Here is a 23,630-nt window from a genome sequence, read left to right on the forward strand (position 1 = left end):
GTCATGAACGTATCCGCAAGCTCATGTCCGGAGGCTGACCCGGACCTGGCGCCCTCCGGCGAGGCGCCCGAACTCCAGCCCTGCGCCGCCGAATGCGCCGGCAAGGCCGTGACCCTGCCGCATGACCTGCCCGTGTTCCTGGTGGGCATGATGGGGGCGGGCAAGACGACCATAGGCCGCAGCCTGGCGCGCGCCTTGGGGCGCGACTTCGTCGATCTGGATCATGAGCTGGAGGCGCGTTGCGGCGTGCGTGTGCCGGTAATCTTCGAAATCGAGGGCGAGGCCGGTTTCCGTCGCCGGGAATCCGCCGCACTGGAAGAGTGTACCCAACGGCGCAACATTATTCTCGCCACCGGCGGCGGCGCCATCCTGGCGCCGGAAAACCGCCAGCGGCTGCACGAGCGCGGCATCGTCGTCTATCTGAGGGCCAGCGTGGACGAATTGTTCCGCCGCACCTGCCGCGACCGCAACCGCCCGCTGCTGGCCACGGCCGATCCCAAGGGCACGCTGCGCGACCTGATGACCCGCCGCGAGCCTTACTACCGCGAAGTCGCCGACCTGGTGGTCGAGACCGGTTCCACGCCCATCCAGACCCTGGTCAAGGGTCTGTTGCCGCAATTGCAAGCTTTCGAGAAGCGCATATGAATGTAGTCGAGGTCGACACTCCCGGGGGCAGCTACCCCATCCATATCGGCCCCGGCCGCCTGGACCGCCTGGATCAATGCATCCCGGCCGACGCCACCGCCATCGCCGTGGTCACCAACCCGACCGTGGCGGCGCTGTATGGCGACCGCGCCGAGGCGGCGCTGGCGCGCACCGGCAAGCGCGTGCTGCGGATCGAGCTGCCCGACGGCGAGTCCTACAAGGACTGGCAGTCGCTCAACCTGATCTTCGACGCGCTGCTGTCGCAGCGGCTGGACCGGCGCTGCGTGCTGGTGGCGCTGGGCGGCGGGGTGATCGGCGACATGACCGGCTTCGCGGCCGCCGTCTACATGCGCGGCGTGCGCTTCCTGCAGGTGCCGACCACGCTGCTGGCGCAGGTCGATTCCTCGGTGGGCGGCAAGACCGCGGTCAACCACCCGCTGGGCAAGAACATGATCGGCGCGTTCTACCAGCCGGTGGCGGTCGAGATCGATACCGACGTGCTGAACACGCTGCCGGCGCGCGAAGTGTCGGCCGGTCTGGCCGAGGTGATCAAGTACGGCCTGATCCTGGACCCGGAATTCTGGGCCTGGTGTGAACTGAACGCGCCCAAGCTGCGCGCGCTGGATCCGGACGCCGTGACCTACGCCATCCGCCGCTCCTGCGAGCTGAAGGCGCAGGTGGTGGGCAAGGACGAACGCGAGTCCGGCCTGCGCGCCATCCTGAACCTGGGCCACACCTTCGGCCACGCCATCGAGGCGGGCCTGGGCTACGGCGCCTGGCTGCACGGCGAGGCCGTGGGCTGCGGCATGGTGCAGGCGGCCGAGCTGTCGGCCGATGTGGCGGGCTTTGCGCGCGCCGACGTCGCGCGCGTGCGCGCGCTGGTCGAAGGCATCGGCTGCCCGGTCACCGCGCCCGACCTGGGCGCCGACCGCTGGCTGGACCTGATGCAGGTCGACAAGAAAACCGAGGGCGGCTCGATCCGCTACGTGCTCATGACCCGCATCGGCGAGGCCGTGACCCGCGCGGCGCCCGACGAGGCGGTGCGCGCCGTATTGGCCCGGACCACCGGCTAGACCGACAACCGTGACAGGAGACGGTGCAGTGCAGATGAACGAATTGGCTTCCTATGCATCCGACCCGTCCCGATCGCGCGGTCGGACCCATGCCGAGCCTCCGCCGGAAAATCGGACCGAGTTCCAGCGCGATCGCGACCGCATCGTGCATTCCGGCGCGTTCCGGCGGCTGGAATACAAGACCCAGGTCTTCGTCAATCACGAAGGCGACCTGTTCCGCACCCGCCTGACCCACAGCCTGGAAGTGGCGCAGATCGCGCGCACGCTGGCGCGCAGCCTGGCCCTGTCGGAAGACCTGACCGAGGCCATCTCGCTGGCCCATGATCTGGGGCACACGCCGTTCGGCCACGCCGGGCAGGACGAACTCAACGCCTGCATGCGCGAGCTGGCGCCCGAGGCCGGCGGCTTCGAGCACAACCTGCAGAGCCTGCGCGTGGTGGACGAGCTGGAAGAGCGCTACGCCGACTTCAACGGCCTGAACCTGTGCTTCGAGACGCGCGAAGGCATCCTCAAGCACTGCTCGGCGGCGCACGCGCGCCAACTGGGCGCGGTGGGCGTGCGCTTCCTGGAGCGCACCCAGCCCTCGCTGGAGGCGCAGCTGGCCAACCTGGCCGACGAGATCGCCTACAACAACCACGACATTGACGACGGCCTGCGGTCGGGCCTGATCACGGTCGAGCAGATGCAGGATGTGGCCATCTTCGGCCGTCATCACGCCGAGGTGCTGGCGCGCTATCCCGAGCTGCCGTCGCGCCGCGCCGTGTCGGAAACCATTCGCCGCATGATCAACACGCTGATCACCGACCTGACCCGCACCTCGCTGGCGCGCATCGCCGAGCATGCGCCGGCCAGCGCCGACGACGTGCGGCGCGCGCCGCCGCTGGCCGGTTTCTCAGACGGCATCCGGCGCGAGGCCGACGAGCTGAAGAAATTCCTGTTCGACAATCTGTACCGCCACTACCGCGTGCTGCGCATGACCACCAAGGCGCGCCGCATCGTGCGCGAGCTGTTCGCGGCCTTCCTGGACGACCCGCGCCTGCTGCCGCCCGACTATCGCCGGCCGGCCTTCAATGAACAGGCGCGCGCCATCGCCGACTACATCGCCGGCATGACCGACCGCTACGCCATCCGCGAACACAAGCGCCTGTTCGAGATGGCGTAAACACACATTGGTTTCCACGGCGCGGCCGCAGCGCTTGCGACCGGTATTGTTGCATCGGGATGCCGCGGAGCCGGCTTTGCCGGTCCGCAGGCATGCCCCCTTGAGGGGGAAGCGCGTCAGCGCTTCGGGGGTGGGCCTACCCCTCCAAGAAGCGCTGCGTCAGCAGCACCCAGTACGCCGCGCCCACCGGCAGGCTGTGGTCGTTGAAGTCGTAGCCGGGGTTGTGCACCATGCAGGCGCCGTGGCCGCTGTTGAAGCCGTCCGGCGAGCCATCGCCGTTGCCGACCAGCAGGTACGAGCCGGGCACTTCCTCCAGCATGAAGGCGAAGTCCTCGCTGCCGGTCAGCGGCCGCGTCTGCGGCACGACCCGGTCCGCGCCCACCAGTTCCAGCGCCACCTGGCGCGCGAAATCGGTTTCGGCGACGGTGTTGACCAGCACCGGATAGCCGCGCTTGTAGTCGATGGTGGCGCGCACCTGGTAGCTGGCGGCCTGGTTGTGGACCAGCTCGGTGATGCGGTCTTCCAGCAGGTTGCGCACGTCGCGGTCCAGCGCGCGCACGCTGAGCTTGAGCGTGGCCGTCTGCGGAATGACGTTGTTGGCCTTGCCGGCGTTGAAGGCGCCCACCGTGATCACCGACATGTGCAGCGGATCGACGTTGCGGGCCACGATGCTCTGCAGGCCCATGACGATGGCCGCGCCGGCGACCACCGGATCGGCGGCGCAGTGCGGCATCGCGCCGTGCCCGCCCACGCCTTCCAGTGTGATGGTGACGTTGTCCGAGGACGCCATGGCCGCGCCGTCGCGCAGCAGCAGGTGGCCTTGCGGATGGCCGGGCATGTTGTGCATGGCGAAGATGGCGTCGCAGGGATACTTGCTGAACAGCCCGTCCTCCATCATGCGCTTGGCGCCGCCCAGTCCTTCCTCGGCGGGCTGGAAGATCAGGTTCAGCGTGCCGTCGAACTCGCCATGCCTGGCCAGATGATGCGCCGCCGCCAGCAGCATGGCGGTGTGGCCGTCGTGGCCGCAGGCGTGCATGATGCCTTCGTTGCAGCTGGCGTGTTCCAGGCCGGTGGCTTCCTGGATCGGCAGCGCGTCCATGTCGGCGCGCAGGCCCAGGCGCTTGCCGCCCTTGCCCCGGCGCAGCTGGCCGACCACGCCGGTGCCGCCCAGGCCGCGTTCGACTTCATAGCCCCATTGCGTCAGGCATTGCGCCACCAGGTCGCTGGTGCGGAATTCCTGGTAGCCCAGTTCGGGATGGCGGTGGATATCGCGGCGCAGCGCGACGAATTCATCGGCGCCTTGGGTGACGGTTTCAAGAATCGGATGCATGTCGGTGTGTCTCCGTTTGAGTAGGTGGCGCTTGGGGCGGTCAGGGCGCGTCAGCCAGTTTCACATGGCTGGAAATTTCGCGGAAGCGCACGGTCTCGGCCTGGTACATGGCGTCGGCCTCGGCCGGGGTCATGGGCGCCGACACCTCGATGTTCTGCGTCTCCAGGCCGCGCTTGACCTCGGCGTCCTGCATCGCGGCGTTGAGCGCGGCGTGCAGCCGCGCCACCACGTCCGCCGGGGTATCGCGCTTGACGAAGTAGCCGGTCCAGGTGGTGAAGTTGAAGCCCTTGAGCAGCTCGCCTTCGTTGACCGACGGCACGGCCGCCAGCGCGGGCAGGGCGCTGCGGCGCGGGCTGAGCGTGCCCAGCAGCTTGACGCGGCCCTGCTCGGCCAGCGCCACGTGCTGCTGCGCCAGCGGCAGGATGGCGAAATCGACCTGGCCGCCGCCCATGTCCTGCATCAGCGGCGCGCCGCCCTTGTAGGGCACGTGCATCATTTCCGCGCCGATGGTGCGCGCCATGTGTTCGCCCAGCACGTGATACAGCGAGCCCACGCCCACGCTGCCGAAGCTGAGCGGCTGCGTGGCCGCGCGCGAGCGCGCCAGCTTCACGAGTTCATCGGCGTTGTTGGCCGGCAGGTCCTTGCGCGCCACGATCACCAGCGGCGCCAGGCCGATCATCTGCACCAGTTGGAAGTCCTCGCTCTTGAGCTTGACGCTGGCGTTGGCGAGGGGCGCCAGGATCAGTTCGTTGGGCGAGCCCTGGAACAGGTAGTAGCCGTCGGCGCGGGCCGACAGCACTTTCTGCGCGCCCAGTGCGCCGCTGACGCCGCCCAGGTTTTCCACCAGCACCGGCTGGCCCAGCTGCCTGGACGTGGGCGCCGCCACGACGCGGGCGATGGCGTCCGACGCGCCGCCGGCGGGGTAGGGGACCATCATCATGACGGGGCGGCTGGGGTAGTCCGCCGCGCTCGCGCCCTGGCTCATCAGCGTGGCGCCGAGCGCCAGCATACAGCCGGCCAGGCGCAGGCATCCGGATAGCGTGCCCATACGTGTTTCCCTTGAAGTGTTATGAGTATCCGGAATCCTAGGGACAGTGCTCGCTAGTTGTCTAACGACTTGTTATTCTGGGATGTAGAAAAAATACTCATACCTGGACATGAACCTCAAGCAGCTCGAGCACCTGTTGGCCGTGGCCGAGGCCGGTTCGTTCAGCCGCGCGGCCGAGCGCCTGCATCTCACGCAGTCCGCGTTGAGCCGCAGCATCCGCCTGCTGGAGGAAGACCTGGGCACGCGGCTGCTGGACCGCATGGGCAAGCGCACCGAGCTGACGCCGTTGGGACTGACCGTGGCCAGCCGCGCGCGCCGCATCCTGTTCGAATCGGCCGAGCTGCGCCGCAGCACGGATCTGTTGACGCAAGGCGGGCAGGGCACCATCAGCATCGCGCTGGGTTCGGGGCCGGGCGTGCTGCTGCTGACGCCGCTACTGGTGCATGTGGCGCAGCAGCACCCGCAGCTGCGCATCGAGGTGATGCGCGGGTCGCAGGAAGCGCACCTGGGCATGCTGCGCACGCGCAGGCTGGATGCGCTGGTGGTGGATATCCGCGGCATCGCGCCGTCGGCGGACTTGCGCATCGAACCGGTATCGCAGATGCGCGCCGGCTTCATCTGCCGCAGCGGCCATCCGCTGGCGGCGCTGTCCAGGCCACCGCGCTTCGCCGAAGTGGCGGCGTACCCGCTGGCGTCCACCTTCCTGCCGGCAGACACCGCGCGGATCCTAATCGACCGCTACGGCATCGCCGCCGATCCCAAGACCGCCGTGCGCCTGCGTTGCGAGGAGATCGGCAGCCTGCTGGAGACGGTGCGCGCGTCGGACGCGGTGTTCCTGGGCATCGTGGCGGCGGCGCGCGAGGGCATTCTGTCGGGGGAGCTGATCGAGCTGATGCTGGATCCGCCGCTGGACAGCCATGCGCAGTTCGCGCTGGTGACACTGGCCGGCCGCACCGAGGCGCCGGCGATGGGACTGCTGCGCGCCTTCGTGAGCGACCGCCTGCGCGATTGAGGCGCGTCGGCCCGGTGCGCGAGCCGGCGCTGAGTTGCCTCGCGGCGAGGCGTCTCAGCGCGCCCGGGTTGCGGTCACGCGGCCGCTTCGGCCTGCGAGTCGCGGATCCATTCCTGCATGGCGGGGTGCGCCAGCACGGCATCCATGTAGGCGCGCGCGTCGCCGGTGACGCTGACGCCATAGGTGGTGAAGCGCGACACCACCGGCGCGTAGAACGCGTCGGCGATGGAGAAGGCGCCGAACAGGAACGGTCCGCCCTGGCCGAACTGCGCGCGCGCGTCCTGCCAGAGATCCAGAATCCGGGAGATGTCCTGCCGGACGGCGTCGGAGAATTCGGCGGCGGGCAGGCGCGCCGCCACGTTCAGCGGCATGGCCTGGCGCAGCGCGGCGAAGCCGCTGTGCATCTGCGCCGCCAGCGAACGCGCGCGGGCGCGCGCCTGGGGCTGTGCCGGCCACAGGCCGGCCTCGGGATGGCGGTCGGCCAGGTATTCGCAGATGGCCAGCGAATCCCAGATCGCGAATTCGCCATCCAGCAGCACCGGCACCAGCCCGGCGGGCGAAACTTCGCCCACGCCGCGGGCGAACGCCTCGGTGTTGAACGCCAGTTTCTGCTCGGTGAAGGCAATGCCCGCCGCGCGCAGCGCCAGCCAGGGGCGCATGGACCAGGAAGAGAGATTCTTGTTGCCGATGATCAGGGTGTACATGTGTCGCGTTCTATGAGGGTGAAAACTCAGCTGGCCGCGCGGCGCAGCACCTTGCCCAGGTAGTGGCCGGTATGGCTGGTCTTGGTGGCCGCCACGGTTTCGGGCGTGCCTTGCGCGACCACGCGCCCGCCGCCGTCGCCGCCTTCCGGGCCCATGTCGACCAGCCAGTCGGCCGTCTTGATCACGTCCAGGTTGTGTTCGATGATGAGTACGGTGTTGCCGCTGTCCACCAGTTGGTTCAGCACCTGCAGCAGCAGTTCGATGTCGCGGAAGTGCAGGCCGGTGGTGGGTTCGTCCAGGATGTACAGCGTGCGCCCGGTGCTGCGGCGCGACAGCTCCAGCGACAGCTTGACGCGCTGCGCCTCGCCGCCGGACAGCGTGGTGGCGCTCTGGCCCAGTCGGATGTAGGACAGGCCCACGTCGATCAGCGTATGCAGCTTGCGCGCGATGGCCGGCACCGACTCGAAGTATTCCAGCGCCTGTTCCACCGTCAGGTCCAGCACCTCGCTGATGTTGCGGCCGCGATAGCGGATCTCCAGCGTTTCGCGGTTGTAGCGCTTGCCGTGGCAGACGTCGCAGGGCACGTACATGTCGGGCAGGAAGTGCATCTCCACCTTGACCACGCCGTCGCCCTGGCAGGCCTCGCAGCGTCCGCCCTTGACGTTGAAGCTGAAGCGGCCCGGATCGTAGCCGCGCGTGCGCGCTTCCGGCACGCCGGCGAACAGCTCGCGGATCGGCGTGAACAGGCCCGTGTAGGTGGCCGGGTTGCTGCGCGGCGTGCGGCCGATGGGGCTCTGGTCGACGCTGATGATCTTGTCGAAGTGCTCCAGGCCCTGCATGGCCGCGTAGGGCGCGGGTTCGCTCTGCGCGTGGTACAGCTGGCGCGACACGGCCACGGCCAGGGTGTCGTTGACCAGCGTGGACTTGCCCGAGCCGGACACGCCGGTCACGCAGACCAGCCGGCCGGCGGGGATGCGCAGGTCCACGTTCTTCAGGTTGTTGCCGGTGGCGCCGGTGAGCGTGAGCCACGGCAGCTCGTCGTTGACCGGCCGGCGTTGCGGAATGGCGATGGCGCGCGCGCCGCTCAGGTACTGGCCGGTGAGCGAGGCGGGGTCGCGCTGCACCGCTTCGGGATCGCCCTGCGCCACCACCTGGCCGCCGTGCTCGCCGGCGCCGGGCCCCATGTCCACGACCCAGTCGGCCATGCGGATCATGTCCTCGTCGTGCTCGACCACGATCACGCTGTTGCCCAGGTCGCGCAGGTGCTGCAGCGTGCCGATCAGGCGGTCGTTGTCGCGCTGGTGCAGGCCGATGGACGGCTCGTCCAGCACGTACATGACGCCGGTCAGGCCCGAGCCGATCTGGCTGGCCAGCCGGATGCGCTGGGCCTCGCCGCCGGAAATCGTGTCGGCGCTGCGGTCCAGCGACAGGTAGTTCAGGCCCACGTTGTTCAGGAAGCTCAGCCGCGCCTCGATCTCGCGCACGATGCGCTGCGCGATCTCCTGCTTGGCGCCGGCCAGGCTCAGGTCGCGGAACCAGGCCAGGCAGGCCGACAGCGGCATGGCCTCGACTTCGTAGATGGCCTGGCCTTGGCGTTCGCCGCCGCGCGGATCCTGGCCGATCAGCACGTTGCGGGCCTCGGGCCGCAGGCGCGAGCCGCCGCAATCGGGGCAGGTCTTGATGTTGCGGTACTTGCCCAGCTCTTCGCGCACGGTGGCCGAATCGGTCTCGCGCCAGCGGCGCTCCAGGTTCGGGATCACGCCTTCGAAAGTGTGGCGCTTGACCGTGCTGCGGCCCTTTTCGTTCAGATAGACGAAGGAGATCTCTTCGTCGCCCGAACCGTACAGCACCTTCTGGCGCACGTCCTCGGGCAGTTCCTCGAACGGCGCTTCGATCTCGAATTCATAGTGCGCGGCCAGGCTGGTGAGCAGCGAGTGGGTGAAGGCGTTGCGGCGGTCCCAACCTCGGATCGCGCCGGCGGCCAGGCTCAGCTCGGGGAAGGCGACCACGCGCTTGGGGTCGAAGAATCCGACCTGTCCGATGCCATCGCAGCTGGGGCAGGCGCCCATCGGGTTGTTGAAGCTGAACAGCCGCGGCTCCAGTTCCGGCAGGCTGTGGCTGCAGACCGGGCAGGCGTAGCGGCTGGAGAAGACCTGTTCGCGGCTGCTGTCCATGTCCAGCGCCAGCGCGCGGCCCTCGGCCAGTTGCAAGGCGGTTTCGAAACTCTCGGCCAGGCGCTGCTTGCTCTCGGGCTTGATGCGCAGGCGGTCGATCACCACGTCGATGTCGTGCTTCTCGGATTTCTTCAGCGGCGCCATGCCGTCGATTTCCAGCAGCTGGCCGTCCACGCGCAGCCGCACGTAGCCCTGCGCCTGCAGGCTGGCGCATTCGTCCTCGAAGCTGCCTTTCTTGCCGCGCGCGATCGGCGCCAGCACGGCCAGCCGGGTGTCGGCCGGCCAGGCCATCACGGCGTCCACCATCTGGCTCACGCTCTGCGCCTGCAGCGGCAGGCCATGGTCCGGGCAATACGGTGTGCCGACGCGCGCGTACAGCAGGCGCAGGTAGTCGTGGATCTCGGTGATGGTGCCGACGGTGGAGCGCGGGTTGTGGCCGGCGGCCTTCTGCTCGATCGAGATGGCCGGCGACAGGCCCTCGATCAGGTCCACGTCCGGCTTGTCCATCAGTTGCAGGAACTGCCGCGCGTAGGCCGACAGGCTCTCGACATAGCGGCGCTGGCCCTCGGCGTACAGCGTGTCGAAGGCGAGCGAGGACTTGCCCGAACCGGACAGGCCGGTCACCACCACCAGCTTGTGGCGCGGCAGGTCCAGCGAGACGTTCTTGAGGTTGTGGGTGCGCGCACCCCGTATGCGTATCGTCGAGTCCATCGATTGCGTCCGTCGTCCTGGCATCGCAGGCCAACTTGGTACTATAGCGCGCCGAGTAGTCCCGCGTTCAAGGTTGGTCCGCCAGGTTTGCCGAGGGGCCGCTTCGAGGCCATTACCGTCCAATAATCCGCATGCCGGCAGAAACCAAACTGAAATTGACCCCTTCCGAGCGCCGCGCCAGCGTGGCGCTGGCGGGATTGTTCGCGGCGCGCATGCTGGGGCTGTTCCTGTTGCTGCCGGTCTTCGCGGTGGCGGCGCGCGGCCTGCCCGGCGGCGACGATCCGGCCCGCGTGGGCCTGGCGCTGGGCATGTACGGCCTGACCCAGGCCTTCATGCAGATTCCCTTCGGGCTGGCATCCGACCGCTGGGGCCGCCGGCCCGTGGTGATCGCCGGCCTTTTGCTGTTCGTGGCCGGCAGCGTGGTCTGTGCCCAGGCGTCGGACGTGTTCTGGATCACCATTGGCCGCGCCATCCAGGGCGCGGGCGCCATTTCCGCCGCCGTCACCGCCTGGCTGGCCGACGCCACCCGCGACGAGGTGCGCACCCGCGCCATGGCCATGGTCGGCGGCTCGATCGGCCTGTCCTTCGCCGTCTCGCTGGTGCTGTCGCCCGTGCTGGTGGGCTGGTGGGGGCTGTCGGGCCTGTTCTGGACCATCGCCTGTCTGGGCGTGGTCTGCCTGGCCGTGGCGCGCTGGGTCGTGCCGGTGGTGCCGCGCACCCAGGCCCGCGCCATGCAGGCGGCCCGGCCGCGCGAGGTGCTGCTGCATCCCGACCTGTTGCGGCTGAACTTCGGCGTGTTCGTGCTGCATCTGGTGCAGGTGGCACTGTTCGTGGTCGCGCCGGCGCTGCTGGCCAAGGCCGGCGGGCTGGACGCGCGCGAACTGTGGAAGGTCTATCTGCCGGTCATCCTGGTGTCCTTCGTGCTGATGGTGCCGGTCGTGTTCGTGGCGGAAAAGCGCCGCGCCCATCGCGGCGCGCTGCGCGCGGCCGTGGCCGGCCTGGCGCTGGTGTGCGCGCTGCTGCCGATGGCCAGCCAGAGTTTCTATGGTTTCGCCATGGCCCTGACCGGCTTTTTCGTGGTGTTCAACGTGCTCGAAGCCTTGCAGCCGTCGCTGGTGTCGCGGGTGGCGCCGGCGGCCTATAAGGGCCTGGCGCTGGGCTTCTACAACACGGCCCAGGCCGCCGGCCTGTTCACCGGCGGCGCGCTGGGCGGCTGGCTGGCCTCGCACTCGGGCGCCAATGCGGTCTTCATCACGGCGGCGGCCCTGGCGCTGCTCTGGCTGGCCGTTACCTGGGCGCTGCGGCCGCTGGCCTAGCGCCCGGGGCGGCGGATACGCCAGAAAGTCGCGGAACGCGCCGCCATCAGGCGCGAACATCAGGCAAATCGGCGGACCGCAGAGATAGATTTGTCACGAATGGCGTTGGCGCGGCAGGCGCTTTTCGTCGATAATAGCGGGATCAATTTACGGTTTCATACTGTGCCGCCGGTCATCATCATGGTGACCGGCGTGTTTCATGAAGCCGGTCTTCAACATCGTTTTTTTATGTTGTTGCCGGCGCGCTCGCGGCAACGCGTGGGCGCAAGGCCAACAACAGAGGGACATCGGCATGGCATCGGTCAACAAAGTCATACTCGTCGGCAACCTGGGTCGCGACCCGGAAGTCCGCTACAGCCCGGACGGGGCGGCAATCTGCAACGTGTCCATCGCCACCACCTCCCAATGGAAGGACAAGGCCTCCGGCGAACGCCGCGAGGAAACCGAGTGGCACCGCGTGGTCATGTACAACCGCCTGGCTGAAATCGCCGGCGAATACCTGAAGAAGGGCCGTTCGGTCTACATCGAAGGCCGCCTGAAGACCCGCAAGTGGCAGGACAAGGACACCGGCGCCGATCGCTACAGCACCGAAATCGTCGCCGACCAGATGCAGATGCTGGGCGGCCGCGAGGGCGGCGAAGGCGGCGGCGGCAGCTACGGCGGCGGTGGCGGCTTCGACGAAGCCCCGCGCCAGCAGCGCGCCGCGCCGGCCCCGCGCCCGGCGCCGCAGCAGCGTCCCGCTCCGCAGGCCGCCCCGGCCAGCAGCGGCGCCAACCTGGCGGACATGGACGACGATATTCCGTTCTGAACGTCATACGGTCGCATTCTCCAAACCCGGCAAGTCGATGACTTGCCGGGTTTTTTATTGCCCTGACGAGCGGCGGAGACTGCCTGTGCATATCCCTGTGGGCAAAGCGGTGGGTAGCCTGTGGAAACGCTGTGTATTCACTGTGGACAAGTCTGGCTCGGGTAGCCCGTATTCCCTTGCCAAAACGTAATCCCCGAGTTCGGCTCATGTCACCGGACCCTGCGTAGAGTGTTTCGGATTCGCCGGCAAGCCGGCGGCCCCCATTCGAGACTGCTACGCGTTCCATGCCTGATCCTCATGTCCTGCGCCGGCCTCGCCGCTATGGCAAGGACGGCCTGTGAAGACCTCTGCGTCGCCGGCTGCCGGGCAATCCCGGTCCATCGCGCAGCGCCTGCTGGCCAGCCGCGCCGTGGCCAGGATCCTGCGCAACCTGTACCGCTGGACCCACTCGCGCGCGCTGCGCCATAACCAGGTGCTGTGGCCGCTGTTGCGCATCGAGCGCGATGGCCAGGGAAGGCTGGCGCGTTGCGCCATGCGTTGGGGCGTCACGCCCGTCCAGACCGCCTTCTCCAGCATCCGGCGTCCCGCGGGCGATGTCGCCCACCTGATCCTGAGCGGTCCGTCGGTGGCCGATATCGGCTACTCCGAACTGGACCTGCCCGCGGTGATGGGCGTGAACGGTTCGATCGCGCTGCGGCGCAGCCATCCGCACCTGCGTTTCGCCTATTACGCGATGTTGGACGCCGGCTTCGTGTCGCGCCGCCGCGACCTGGTCGCCGACGTGCTGGCGCAAGACCTGCTGCTGTTCGTCACGCCGGAGGTGCTACGCGGGATCGCGCAGCTGTTTTCTCCGGACGACATTCGTTGCCGCATCGCGGTCTTCGAAGAAGTGCACCAGCGCGCGTACCTGCCCCGCGCGCAGCCGGAACAATTGGCGAGGACGCTGCGCGACGACCCGGATCTGGTGTTGTTCGACGCCCATGCGCCGATCCATCCGCTGGGTTTCAGCCTGGATCCGGCCCGAGGGCTCTTCGGCGGCGGCACGGTGGCCTATAGCGCCTTGCAACTGCTGGTCTGGTTGGGATTTCGCACGCTCTATCTGCATGGTCTGGACCTGCGCGGAGCGAGTGTTGCGCCGCGTTTCTACGAGTCCGCCGATGCGCGCCTGCCGAGCGCGCTGGACAGGCAGTTCGACTCACACATCCGGCCTGCCTTTCGCGACGCCAGCCGGTTGCTCGGCGCGCGCGGCCTGCGGATCTACAACCTGTCGCCCGGCAGCGCCCTGGACGAGAGCGTGTTTCCCAAGCGCCATTGGACGACGCTGAAACGGCACGCGCTTCCGTCCTGACCCGCCGCGCGGCGGCAATCCTCGTTCGTTCAAGGCCACTTCATGCGCATTCTCTATACCAATTTCCACTAGGCCGACGGCGGCGGCCATACCACCTACGTACTGTCGCTGGTGCGGGCGCTGCGGGCCGCGCACGACATCGTGGTTGCCGCGCCGGCCGGCAGCCGCCTGTTTCTGGAAGCCTCGGGCATGCCGGGCGTGCGTGTCGTGCCGATGGAGTTCAAGGGCGGATTGCTCTCTGCCTGGCCCCGGATCCGGCGCATGCGCTCGTTGCTGAAGATCGAGCGCTTCGACCTGGTGCATGTGAACGGCGCGGCCGATCATCGGCTTTGCATGCTGGCGAGCATGGGACTGCGGGGCGGGCGTCCGGCGATCGTCTACACGCAGCACACTTCGCGTTCCGGGCGCAGCCTGGGCGCGGCGTTGCGGGCTCGCCTGGCCACGGATCGCGTGATCTGCGTCAGCGAACATACCCGGCGCGGCCTGATGCGCTCTCACTACGCCGGCTGTGGCTTGCGCACGGTGAAGAACGGGGTCGACGTGGACTATTTCACGCCGGCCACGCCAGAGGAAAAGGCGCTCGCCCGCGAGCGCTGGCTGAGGCCATCGCAGGCAGGCTGCCTGGTGGTCGGCAGCAACGCCGGCACCGCCGTGTACAAGAACTGGCCGGACATGCTGGAGGCCGTGGCCATGTTGCCCGGCACGCTGCGCAGGCGGATCGTGGTGCTGATCGCGGGCGAGCCGCCCAACGAGGACCGGTTGCGTTACGTCGAGTCGCTGGGGATGCAGGATCGCGCGATCTTCGTCGGCTTGCTTGACGATGTGCGGCCATTCCTGGCGGCGTTGGACCTGGGTTTCGTATTGTCGTCCCGCCTGGAGACCATTTCCTTCGCCTGCCGCGAAATGATGGCCATGGGCTTGCCCGTGGTGGTGAGCGATGTCGGCGGCCTGCCGGAAAATGTGGAAGACGGCGTGGACGGCTGGGTCGTGCCGGCGTGCGCGCCGACAGCGGTGTCGGAGGTGCTGCGCGAGGCGCTGCGCGAACCCGAGGCGCTTGAGGTCATGGGCGAGGCCGCGCGCGCCAGGGCGCTGGCTGAGTTCGGATTGCCGCGTTTTGTCGCGCAGACGCAGGCTGTGTACCTGGAGGCGCTTGATCTGCCGCGGCCCAGCCGCCTGTGGCCCATCGGATGGTTCGCGTTGGGCGCCGCCACGTTCTGGATCCAGGACCTGTTCATCTGAGGCCTGTCTGGCGCGTCGGCATTGGTGAAATATGCTGTTTCATAATAGCTGCTTGCATCATCTATCTACTAGTAGGTAATATTCATCCATCGACGCAGCAGACTGAACAAGCCCGCAAGGTCGAATCCAGAAATACAGTGGCTAGCAGCAAATTTTTTTACCCTATTTATCTATCTATAAGTAGATAGCCGAGCAACAGCAAGACCAGATTCCAACCGGAGATTCCTCATGAAGACCCTCGTATCCGCCCTGATCCTTTCCGCTTCCTTCATCGGCGCCGCCCAGGCCGGCGAGCTGGACTATCCGCCCGCGCTGGACACGCATAGCAGCGTGACGCGCGCCCAGGTCCAGCAAGAGCTGGCCGCGGCCCGCGCCAACGGCGAGCTGGTGTCGGGAGAAGAAGGCTACGCCGTCGCCACGTTCGCCCAGACCGGCGACAAGACCCGCGCCCAGGTGCAGCAAGAGCTGGCTGCCGCCCGTGCGCAAGGCCTGACCGAAAGCGGTGAGCTGGACTACCCGCCCGTTCACGGCTGATCATTTCTCTTGATACCTATCTATAAATAGATAGTTTCATGCGCCCAATCATGCGCAACCCGCTTACCGGAGATCCCTCATGAAGACCCTTGTTTCCGCCCTGATTCTTTCCGCCACGTTCATGGGTTCGGTCTACGCCGGCGAGCTGGACTATCCGCCCGCCCCGGATACGCAGAGCAGCCTGACCCGTGTCCAGGTCCAGCAGGAGCTGGCGGCGGCCCGCGCCAACGGCGAGCTGGTGTCCGGTGAAGAAGGTTATCCCGCCACCGCCTACGCCCAAGCCGGCGACAAGACCCGCGCCCAGGTGCAGCAAGAGCTGGCTGCCGCCCGTGCGCAAGGCCTGACCGAAAGCGGTGAACTGGATTACCCGCCTGTGCAAGGCTGAGCACCATGCAAGCAAGCGCGAGCCTCGGGGGGCGGGATGGCTATCCCGGCCGGGGCTCGCGGGTGCGCTGTTTGCAGATCGAACGCGTAGCGTTTACGACGATGACGAACCGATCTATTAGTAGGTAATATTCAGCCATGGATACTCCGACCTCCGCCAAGTCTCCGGCCGCTTCCTCGGCGAATACCCGCGACCAATTGCTGGCCCACGCCGAAAAGCTGATCCGCACGCGCGGCTGCAACGGTTTCAGTTATCGCGACCTGGCCGAGCATGTGGGCGTGAAGACGTCCAGCATCCATTACTACTTTCCTGGCAAGGACGACCTGCTGTACGAAGCGGTCGAGGCATACAGCGCCCGCGCGCTGGCAGCCTTGCGCGCCATCGACCAGTCCCTGCCCGCGCGCGCGCAGCTCGAGGCCTACCTGTCGCTGATGGAGTCGCGCGCCTGTGATTCTGGCGAGTTGTGCCTGGGCGGTATGCTGGCCGCCGAAGTCATGACGCTGCCGGATCGGGTGCGGGGCGCGTTGCAAGGATTTTTCCGCGCGCACGAAGCCTGGCTGGCGCGCGTGCTGGCCGAGGGCAAGGCGCAGGGCACCCTGAAATTCAACGGCACCGCCGAATCGGCAGGCCGCGCGGTGTTCGCCACCGTGCAGGGCTGCATGTTGGTGTCGCGCCTGTTCCAGCAGCCGCCGGCATTCTGCGAGGCCATCGGCGCGCTCTACGTGCCGTGCAAGGACTGAGGCGCGGCGCGCCGCTACCGTCCCGTTCTTCCCTGATCCCGGCCGCGATGCGCATGCTCGCGGCCGTGCTCATTGGCGCTGCCGGTCCGGACGGCGGGCCACCTAGCGCAGCGATTGCAGCACGTCCGTGCTGCCGCGGGTCTGCATGCCCAGTTCGCGCATGCGCTGCAGAAAGGCGGTCTGCCCAGCGTTGAAGCCCGGTACCGGGCTCATGCAATCCGTCAGCAGCACGACGCGCGACAGCTTGCCGCCCGGCAGGTGCTGGGCCAGATCTTCGACCGTGGCCTTGACGCAATGGCTGCCCGCCTCGCCAGCGATCAGCAGCAATTCGGCGCGGTCCAGCGCATCGAGCAGGCCGCGATTGAGCTGGGTGCGCGGATCGTCCGGGTCCGGCACCTCGGCCATCAGCGCGCTGTAGTGCTCGGTCCAGGGATTGGTGCCCTTGGGCACCTTGCGCACGATGTGTTGGCCCGCGTCTTCCCAGCGGTTATAGGCCGCGCGCACGTCGGCATGGACGTTGTGGCCCCAGCTGCCGATCTCGCAGTGGATCGGCCACACCATCAGCGTGTAGCGGCCGCGTGTTTCCAGTTCCTGCAGATAGGCCAGCGTGCGCGGCAGATCGTCGTCGTGGCGGGGCAGGAAATCGCCCGCGCGCACCTGGGCGGCGGTAATGGACGTGAAGGGCGCCACCGGCCGGCCGTCTCCGGTGCGCCAGAAGGTCGGGTGCGCGATGTCCAGGCGATGATGTGAATCCAGCGTCACCGTGATGGCGGTGAGCGCGGGCGCGGCGGCATCGATGAAGCGGGCCAGCCGTTGCATGTCGGCGTGCGCGCCGGCCACGGGCAGCGCCGGTTTCACGGGCTGCCGGCTGAGCGGATCGACGGGCAGGTAGGCATCGGGAAGGTCGCAAAAATCATTTTGCGGATCGACGATCAGCAACTGTACGGAACGGGACATGACGCGGTTCGGAGGAGGAGTCCCTGCAATATAGAACGGGATGCGCGCCATGCGTCAGAACAGCACCAGGTGTTCCGGTCGATCCGGCAGCTGACGAGAGCGCGCGCGCAGCGCACGCCAGGCCTGCGCCAGCACCGCGAGGACGACGATGATCACAAGAATCCACATGGCGCTATCCTTCATAAATTCGCACGATCGTGCGAAATTGGTTGCGAGAAACGCCGGCACGGGCCGGCGCGGGTTGGGTCTTACTCGATGTAGCTGAAACTGCGATAAGTGGAGATCAATCGTTCATACGCCCTGCGCACCCGCTCGTGGGCCTGCGGATCGCGCAGGAAACGTGCGTCGTGCATCAGGCCCACCATCAGGCTGTAGATCTCGAACACCAGCTGTTCCGGGTCGGTGTCGGGCCGCAGATGGCCAGCTTCCAGCGCCTGCCCGGCGGTGCGCACCAGCGCCGCGCGCCACCGTCGCACATTGTTTTCCAGCAGCGGCCGCAATGGCGATTCGCGGTCGTCGTATTCGAAGGCGCCAGCCACGTAGATGCAGCCGGTCAGCGTCTCTACGTTGCAGGCGCGGTCTATCCAGTGCGTCACCATCGCGTTCATGCGCGGCAGGCCGCGAGGCTGTTCCAGCGCCGGGGTGAACACGGCGGCGACGAAGCGGCGGTCATATTCATCCAGCACGGCTTGCAGCAGCGCTTCGCGCGAGCCCACGCGCGAGAACACGCCGCTCTTGCTGATGCCCAGGTGCTTGGCGACCTGTCCCAGCGACAGGCTCTCCAGCCCCTGGGCGGCGGCCAGGTCCAGCGCGGCGTCGACGATGGCCGCGTAGGTGAGTTCGCTTTTTTCCGTTTTGGCAGGCATGGGCAGAATTTAGCACGACCGTGCTAAAAAAGCCGGACTTTAAATAGGGGCGGTTAGGAGCGGACAGCTGGCACGACGCACGGCCTTGGCAATGCGAGGCGCCCGGCGGGTGAGGCGGGACAGCGGAGACGCAGCGCGGCGACGATCGGCGCCGGGACGCTGGCCGACAAAAAAGCCGGACAGCTCGCGCCGTCCGGCTGTTGGGCCATTGCGCCGTCGCTCAGGCCTGCGCGGCCTTGAACTCCTGGCGGTACTTGTGCAGCAGCGGCTCGGTGTAGCCGTTGGGCTGGGTCAGCCCCTCGAAGACCAGCGCGCAGGCCGCCTTGAAGGCCAGCGAGGTATCGAAATGGCCGGCCATCGGACGATACAGCGGATCGCCGGCGTTCTGGCCGTCCACCACCTTGGCCATGCGCTGGAAGGTCTCCATGACCTGCTCGCGCTGCGTCACGCCGTGGCGCAGCCAGTTGGCGATGTGCTGGCTGGAAATGCGCAGCGTGGCTCGGTCTTCCATCAGGCCGACGTTATGGATGTCGGGCACCTTGGAGCAGCCCACGCCCTGGTCGATCCAGCGCACCACATAGCCCAGGATGCCTTGCACGTTGTTGTCCAGCTCCTGTTGGATATCGGCCGCCGACCACTTGCCGCGATCTCCGACCGGCACGGTCAGCAGTCCGCCGAGCAATTCGTCGCGCACGTCGGTCAGGCGGATGCGTTCAAGTTCCTGCTGGACGGCTTGCACGTCGACCTGGTGGTAGTGCAGCGCATGCAGCGTGGCCGCCGTGGGCGAGGGCACCCAGGCGGTGTTGGCGCCGGCCTTGGGATGCGCGATCTTCTGCTCGAGCATGGCGGCCATCAGGTCGGGCATGGCCCACATGCCCTTGCCGATCTGGGCGCGGCCGCGCAGGCCCGTGTCCAGGCCCACCAGCACGTTGTTGCGTTCATAGGCCGCGATCCAGGCGGTGGACTTCATGTCGCCCTTGCGCAGCATTGGGCCGGCTTCCATGCTGGAGTGCATCTCGTCGCCGGTGCGGTCCAGGAAGCCGGTATTGATGAAGGCCACGCGCGGCGCGGCGGCCGCGATGCAGGCCTTGAGGTTGATGCTGGTGCGGCGTTCCTCGTCCATGATGCCCATCTTGAGCGTGTGGCGCGGCAGGCCCAGCAGGTCTTCGACGCGGTCGAAGATCTCGCTGGCGAAGGCGGCTTCGACGGGGCCGTGCATCTTGGGCTTGACGATGTAGACCGAGCCGGTGCGGGAGTTGAGCTTGTTCTTGCGATCCTGCAGCGCAGCCAGGCTGGTGACCACGGCGTCCAGGATGCCTTCGGGAATCTCGCGGCCCTCGCGGTCCAGCACGGCGGGGTTGGTCATCAGATGGCCGACGTTGCGCACGAACATCAGCGAGCGGCCGTGCAGCGTCAGCGCCGAGCCGTCCGGCCGCGTGTACTGGCGGTCGGCGTTGAGCTTGCGGGTGAAGGTCTTGCCGCCCTTGCTGACCTGTTCGGTCAGGTCGCCCTTCATCAGGCCGAGCCAGTTGCGGTAGATATGGACCTTGTCCTCGGCGTCCACCGCCGCGACCGAATCCTCGCAGTCCATGATGGTGGTGAGCGCGGCCTCGAGCAGCACGTCCTTGACGCCGGCGGCGTCGGTGGCGCCGATGGCGTGGCCGCGGTCGACCTGGATTTCGAAATGCAGGCCGTTGTTCTTGAGCAGCACGGCCGACGGCGCGTCGGCCGGGCCCTGATAGCCGATGAGCTGCGACGGCGACTTCAGCGTCGTGGCGCCGCTGGCCAGCGTCACGCGCAGCTGGCCCTGGTCGATGGCGTAGCCGGTGGCGTCGGCGTGCGAGCCCTGCGCCAGCGGCGCGGCCGAATCGAGGAAGGCGCGGGCGCGCGCGATCACGGCGCGGCCGCGCTCGGGGTTGTAGCCCTTGCCGTCATCGCCGGGCGTGGCCGGAATGGCGTCAGTGCCGTACAGCGCGTCGTACAGGCTGCCCCAGCGGGCGTTGGCGGCGTTGAGCGCGTAGCGTGGATTCGATACCGGCACCACCAGCTGCGGACCGGCCTGCTGCGAGATCTCGGTATCGACGTTTTCGGTGGTGGCGCGCACCTGGGCGGGTTGCGGCAGCAGGTAGCCGATATCCTCCAGGAATTTGCGGTAGGCGGCCGGGTCGGCGATGGGGCCGGGATGCGCGCGGTGCCAGGCGTCCAGCTCGGCCTGCAGGCGGTCGCGTTCGGCCAGCAGGGCGCGGTTCTTCGGCGCCAGGTCATGCACCAGCGCCGAGAAGCCTTGCCAGAAGCTGGCGGCGTCCAGGCCGGTGCCGGGCAGGGCTTCCTGTTCGATGAACTGGTTGAGATTGGCCGCCACTTGCAGGCCGTGATGCTCGATGCGTTGCGTCATGCTGATCTCTGACTGAGGGGTATGGCTGGACGGCGCCGCGAGGGGCGCCGGACGGATCGGTCATCGCACATGATCGTCCGCGCGCGTGCCGATGTCCATACGAAAACCCGCTGGTCATACCAGTTTGTTTGCGCCAGTTTAGGCAAAAATCGATTTTTTATGGTTTCATATCAGCGACTTACAGAGGGATGATGCAAGGCGATCGTGCCGGACGATCGCTTGGTCATACCACTGGTCCGGAGTAGGCATGTACGCGGAAACCGAAGAAAAACCCCGCCAGGTGGCGGACGAAGTGGCCGAGCGCATCGAGCGCCTGATCCTGGACGGCGTGCTCAAGGCCGGCCAGGCCCTGCCGTCGGAACGGCGTTTGACCGAGAAGCTGGGCGTGTCGCGCACGGCGCTGCGCGAAGGCCTGAAGCTGCTGCGCGCGCGCGAGATCATCCATACCTCGCAGGGCAAGGGCTCGTTCGTGGCCCAGATCTCCAAGGTGGACGCCGGGCCGCTCATGCACCTGTTCAACTCGCAGCCGCGCACGCTGTATGACCTACTTGAGGTGCGTTCGCTGCTGGAGGCCGAGTCCGCCCGGCTGGCCGCGTTGCGCGGCACCGAGGCGGACTTCATCATGATCCGCCGTCGCTATGACGAGATGATGGCCTCCCAGGGCATCGAGACCGACGCCGCCACGCACGCGCATCTGGACCATGCCTTCCACCGCGCGATCTGCGAGGCCTCGCACAATCCGGTGCTGGTGCATACGCTGCAATCGCTGACCGACCTGCTGCTGGGCTCGGTCTTCGCCTGCGTCAACAATCTTTATCACCGCGAGCCGGAAAAAAAACTCATCGACCGGCAGCACGCGCGCCTGTACAACGCCGTGATCGCGCGTCAGCCCGAGCAGGCCCGGCGCGCCGCCGCCGAGCACGTGGACAGCGTGCGCCAGAGCCTGGCGGACATCGAGCAGGAAGAGCAGCGCCTGGTGCGCGCGACGCGGCGGCTGGAGGGCTGGGCCTAGGTCGGCGCGCGAAGGGTTGCGCTCCGGCTTGCGGCATTCGCCAGGCGCCGGATTGCAGCCGCCTGGCGAATGTCGTGACGCTGGATGTCAGCGGTCGTTCAATACCGCGCTGTCCAGGGCCAGGGGCTTGCCGGCATAGACGCGGCCAAAGCGGTTCTGCAGCAGGTTCTCCAGCGCGATCATCTCCTGCCCGACAAAACCGCGTTGCGGCAGCGCGCCCTGCGTCACCAGGTCCAACGCCGCGCAGATGCCGGCGGCGGTCGAGAGCTGGATGGCGCTGAGCCGGTGGCCGTCCACATCGGCGCCGAACACGCGGATCGGATACGACTCTTCTTCCAGCCGGCCGTGGCGGTGGCCGCTGGCCGAGGCCAGGATCACGATCACGTCCTGCTCGGTGGTCGGGATGGCGGTTTCGAAGATGTCCTTGAGCAGGTCGCGCCGGTCGCGCAGCCGCAGGTCGTTGAGCAGCAGCTTCATCAGGTTGCAGTGGCCCGGGTAGCGCACCGACTTGTAGTCCACGTTGCGCGCGCGGCCCAGCAGGGTGGCGGGCAGGGTGCCCAGTCCGCCGGAGGTGTTGAAGGCTTCGTACTCGACGCCGTCCAGCGCGAAGGTCTCATAGCCTTCCAGCGCGGGCACGCTGCTGAGCTGGCCGTCGACGATGGCCTCGCAGGGATTGCAGTATTCGTTGATCAGCCCTTCCGTGCTCCACGTCAGGTTGTAGCGCAGGCTGTTGGACGGATAGCGCGGCAGCGCGCCCACGCGCATGCGCAGGTCCAGCAGCGTGTCGAAACGGCGCGCCAGCGCGTTGCCGACGATGCCGATGAAGCCGGGCGCCAGGCCGCATTGCGGCATGAGCACGTTGCGCGCGTCGGCCGCCAGCGCCTGGATGGCGTGGGTGCTGGCTACGTCCTCGGTCAGGTCGAAATAGTGCACGCCGGCCTTGGCGCACAGGCCCGCGACCGCGATCGCGCGGTGGAAAGGCAAGGCGTTGAGCACCGCATGGCGGCCTTCGATGGCGCGCGCCAGCGCGTCGTCATCCGGGATCAACCGGGTTTCACAGCCCAGTTCGGCCACGGCGGCGAGCCGGGCCGGATCCTGGTCGGCCACCAGGACCGAATAGTCGCCGCTGCGTTCCAGCATCAGGGCGATGGCGAAACCGATTTTTCCGGCGCCCAGCAACAGGACGGGTTTGGTGGCGGTGGACATGAGGCGTCTCCTGCGGATAGGGAGCGGGTTGGGATGGCCTCATGCTATGCCTGGGTGCTGTCGATTTGTAGAGCACAAAATGCCGTAACGGCCATATGTAATGTTGTTTCGACGAAATCAGACATCAAATCGACAAAAACAAAGCCCTTCCGCCTTGCGGCGGAAGGGCTTCGCTGCGCCTGGGCCGGACCCGTGAGGGAAGGTCCGGCGCGCGGCGGTTGGATCAGCTGCCCAGGGGCGGGTAGTCCAGGTTGCCGTAGGTCACCAGGCCGGCCGTCTTGGCTTGGGCCAGTTCGTTCTGGACTTCGGCGCGGCTCAGCGTGCTGGCGTGCGACTGGGCGACGGGCGGGTAGTCCAGGTTGCCGAAGGTGACGACGCCGGCGGTCTTGGCTTCAGCCAGCTGGGCTTGCACCTGCTGCGAGCTCAGGCTCGACGCCTGGGCGATGGGGGCGGGGTAGCCTTCTTCGCCGAAGGTGTATTGACCCGAGACCTTGGCCTGTTGCAGCTCGGCCTGGACCTGGGCGCGCGACGGGCCGGTTTCAGCGGCTTGGGCGCCGGCGGCGATGACGGACATGGACAGCATCAAAGCGGTAGCAAGGGTTTTCATAGCAGACCTCCATTTGTCTTGAGCTTGGGATCCGAACCTCGGGCCTGATTGCGGGGGGTTCGCTTGCTGTGTCCCGATGAGATGCATTCTGTGCTCAATGTCTCCCCGGATAAACCCTGATTCCCTGAAAACATCTTTCCAAAACCTGTACTAATGAAGATAGATTTCACCAAATGGATCCATAGGTGGCGATATTTCCAATGAATGACACGTAAGGGATCCGCGATGCCGGGCGGGCCTCTGTCGTGTTGGAACGCAGGGATGGGGGGCGGGCGGCTGGATGACCGCCGGCAGGCTTCAAGCTGGCGCGACGGTCGGCGCGTTCAGCGCCGCCTTGCCTCTTGCCGCCAATGCTGGC

General features: G+C 67.4%; 21 protein-coding genes and 1 pseudogene. 13 read left to right on the plus strand and 9 right to left on the minus strand.

What is annotated here, in order from left to right; genetic code table 11:
* The first annotated feature begins 3 nt into the window (after positions 1-3).
* From AC6LJ5_RS00820 to AC6LJ5_RS00830, 3 genes are read left to right on the plus strand one after another with little or no spacing between them, the layout of a single operon-like run.
* Positions 4-645, plus strand: coding sequence for a shikimate kinase (locus AC6LJ5_RS00820; RefSeq protein ID WP_103271699.1), 642 nt, complete (start codon positions 4-6; stop codon positions 643-645).
* Positions 642-1,718: a 3-dehydroquinate synthase gene (aroB, locus tag AC6LJ5_RS00825; RefSeq protein WP_498139571.1), complete on the plus strand. Its 1,077-nt coding sequence runs from the start codon at positions 642-644 to the stop codon at positions 1,716-1,718. The genes AC6LJ5_RS00820 and aroB overlap by 4 nt, the downstream gene beginning before the upstream one ends.
* Before the next feature lie 34 nt (positions 1,719-1,752).
* Positions 1,753-2,880, plus strand: a complete 1,128-nt coding sequence (locus tag AC6LJ5_RS00830) for a deoxyguanosinetriphosphate triphosphohydrolase (protein WP_103271697.1) — start codon at positions 1,753-1,755, stop codon at positions 2,878-2,880.
* A gap of 136 nt (positions 2,881-3,016) precedes the next feature.
* Here the strand turns inward: AC6LJ5_RS00830 and AC6LJ5_RS00835 are convergent, their stop codons facing one another.
* Both AC6LJ5_RS00835 and AC6LJ5_RS00840 read right to left on the minus strand, forming a co-directional pair.
* Entirely contained in the window at positions 3,017-4,210 is a 1,194-nt protein-coding gene (locus AC6LJ5_RS00835) for a M20 aminoacylase family protein (RefSeq protein WP_498139572.1), read from the minus strand.
* Positions 4,211-4,250: 40 nt separating this feature from the next.
* Positions 4,251-5,258, minus strand: coding sequence for a tripartite tricarboxylate transporter substrate binding protein (locus AC6LJ5_RS00840; RefSeq protein WP_498139573.1), 1,008 nt, complete (start codon positions 5,256-5,258; stop codon positions 4,251-4,253).
* A gap of 109 nt (positions 5,259-5,367) precedes the next feature.
* Here AC6LJ5_RS00840 and AC6LJ5_RS00845 point away from each other — a divergent pair, with 109 nt between their 5' ends.
* Positions 5,368-6,270 (plus strand): LysR family transcriptional regulator, encoded by a 903-nt coding sequence (locus AC6LJ5_RS00845; protein WP_392411021.1) that lies wholly within the window; start codon positions 5,368-5,370, stop codon positions 6,268-6,270.
* A gap of 74 nt (positions 6,271-6,344) precedes the next feature.
* Here the strand turns inward: AC6LJ5_RS00845 and AC6LJ5_RS00850 are convergent, their stop codons facing one another.
* Both AC6LJ5_RS00850 and uvrA read right to left on the minus strand, forming a co-directional pair.
* Positions 6,345-6,974: a glutathione S-transferase N-terminal domain-containing protein gene (locus tag AC6LJ5_RS00850; RefSeq protein ID WP_498139574.1), complete on the minus strand. Its 630-nt coding sequence runs from the start codon at positions 6,972-6,974 to the stop codon at positions 6,345-6,347.
* 26 nt (positions 6,975-7,000) lie between these two features.
* Complete coding sequence (gene uvrA, locus AC6LJ5_RS00855) at positions 7,001-9,859, minus strand: excinuclease ABC subunit UvrA (RefSeq protein WP_498139575.1); 2,859 nt, start codon at positions 9,857-9,859, stop codon at positions 7,001-7,003.
* Positions 9,860-9,990: 131 nt separating this feature from the next.
* Between uvrA and AC6LJ5_RS00860 the strand changes: the two genes are divergently transcribed.
* The 8 genes and pseudogenes from AC6LJ5_RS00860 (at position 9,991) to AC6LJ5_RS00895 (ending at position 16,229) form a co-directional block, all read left to right on the plus strand.
* Positions 9,991-11,175, plus strand: a complete 1,185-nt coding sequence (locus AC6LJ5_RS00860; protein WP_498139576.1) for an MFS transporter — start codon at positions 9,991-9,993, stop codon at positions 11,173-11,175.
* A gap of 292 nt (positions 11,176-11,467) precedes the next feature.
* Positions 11,468-11,983, plus strand: coding sequence for a single-stranded DNA-binding protein (gene ssb, locus AC6LJ5_RS00865; RefSeq protein ID WP_103271690.1), 516 nt, complete (start codon positions 11,468-11,470; stop codon positions 11,981-11,983).
* Between the two features lie 337 nt (positions 11,984-12,320).
* A complete protein-coding gene (locus AC6LJ5_RS00870; RefSeq protein ID WP_498139577.1) occupies positions 12,321-13,331 on the plus strand; it encodes a hypothetical protein in 1,011 nt (336 codons plus the stop codon).
* Between the two features lie 93 nt (positions 13,332-13,424).
* A pseudogene (locus AC6LJ5_RS00875) lies at positions 13,425-13,865 on the plus strand (glycosyltransferase family 4 protein); the annotation flags it as partial.
* A gap of 117 nt (positions 13,866-13,982) precedes the next feature.
* On the plus strand, positions 13,983-14,570 hold the full coding sequence (locus tag AC6LJ5_RS00880; protein WP_498139586.1) for a glycosyltransferase: 588 nt from the start codon (positions 13,983-13,985) through the stop codon (positions 14,568-14,570).
* 228 nt (positions 14,571-14,798) lie between these two features.
* The gene (locus AC6LJ5_RS00885; RefSeq protein ID WP_103271688.1) at positions 14,799-15,104 is read left to right on the plus strand and encodes a DUF4148 domain-containing protein; all 306 of its coding nucleotides are present in this window, start codon (positions 14,799-14,801) and stop codon (positions 15,102-15,104) included.
* Positions 15,105-15,183: 79 nt separating this feature from the next.
* A complete protein-coding gene (locus tag AC6LJ5_RS00890; RefSeq protein WP_498139578.1) occupies positions 15,184-15,489 on the plus strand; it encodes a DUF4148 domain-containing protein in 306 nt (101 codons plus the stop codon).
* Between the two features lie 137 nt (positions 15,490-15,626).
* Positions 15,627-16,229, plus strand: a complete 603-nt coding sequence (locus tag AC6LJ5_RS00895) for a TetR/AcrR family transcriptional regulator (RefSeq protein WP_103271686.1) — start codon at positions 15,627-15,629, stop codon at positions 16,227-16,229.
* 102 nt (positions 16,230-16,331) lie between these two features.
* Here the strand turns inward: AC6LJ5_RS00895 and AC6LJ5_RS00900 are convergent, their stop codons facing one another.
* From AC6LJ5_RS00900 to AC6LJ5_RS00910, 3 genes are all read right to left on the minus strand, one after another.
* A complete protein-coding gene (locus tag AC6LJ5_RS00900; protein ID WP_498139579.1) occupies positions 16,332-17,186 on the minus strand; it encodes a cysteine hydrolase family protein in 855 nt (284 codons plus the stop codon).
* Positions 17,187-17,434: 248 nt separating this feature from the next.
* Positions 17,435-18,052 carry a TetR/AcrR family transcriptional regulator gene (locus tag AC6LJ5_RS00905; RefSeq protein WP_103271684.1) on the minus strand — a complete coding sequence of 206 codons (618 nt, stop codon included), beginning with the start codon at positions 18,050-18,052 and terminating at the stop codon, positions 17,435-17,437.
* A 220-nt stretch (positions 18,053-18,272) separates the two neighbouring features.
* Positions 18,273-20,447: a malate synthase G gene (locus tag AC6LJ5_RS00910; protein ID WP_498139580.1), complete on the minus strand. Its 2,175-nt coding sequence runs from the start codon at positions 20,445-20,447 to the stop codon at positions 18,273-18,275.
* Between the two features lie 247 nt (positions 20,448-20,694).
* On the opposite strand from AC6LJ5_RS00910, the gene glcC reads away from it, so the two are divergent.
* Positions 20,695-21,459: a transcriptional regulator GlcC gene (glcC, locus tag AC6LJ5_RS00915; RefSeq protein WP_103271682.1), complete on the plus strand. Its 765-nt coding sequence runs from the start codon at positions 20,695-20,697 to the stop codon at positions 21,457-21,459.
* 87 nt (positions 21,460-21,546) lie between these two features.
* On the opposite strand, the gene AC6LJ5_RS00920 is transcribed toward glcC, so the two are convergent.
* Together AC6LJ5_RS00920 and AC6LJ5_RS00925 are read right to left on the minus strand one after the other, a co-directional pair.
* Positions 21,547-22,665 (minus strand): saccharopine dehydrogenase family protein, encoded by a 1,119-nt coding sequence (locus tag AC6LJ5_RS00920; protein ID WP_498139581.1) that lies wholly within the window; start codon positions 22,663-22,665, stop codon positions 21,547-21,549.
* Positions 22,666-22,888: 223 nt separating this feature from the next.
* Entirely contained in the window at positions 22,889-23,272 is a 384-nt protein-coding gene (locus tag AC6LJ5_RS00925) for a DUF4148 domain-containing protein (RefSeq protein WP_103271680.1), read from the minus strand.
* Positions 23,273-23,630 lie beyond the last annotated feature (358 nt).

This window comes from Achromobacter sp. 1011791174, from assembly GCF_059760925.1.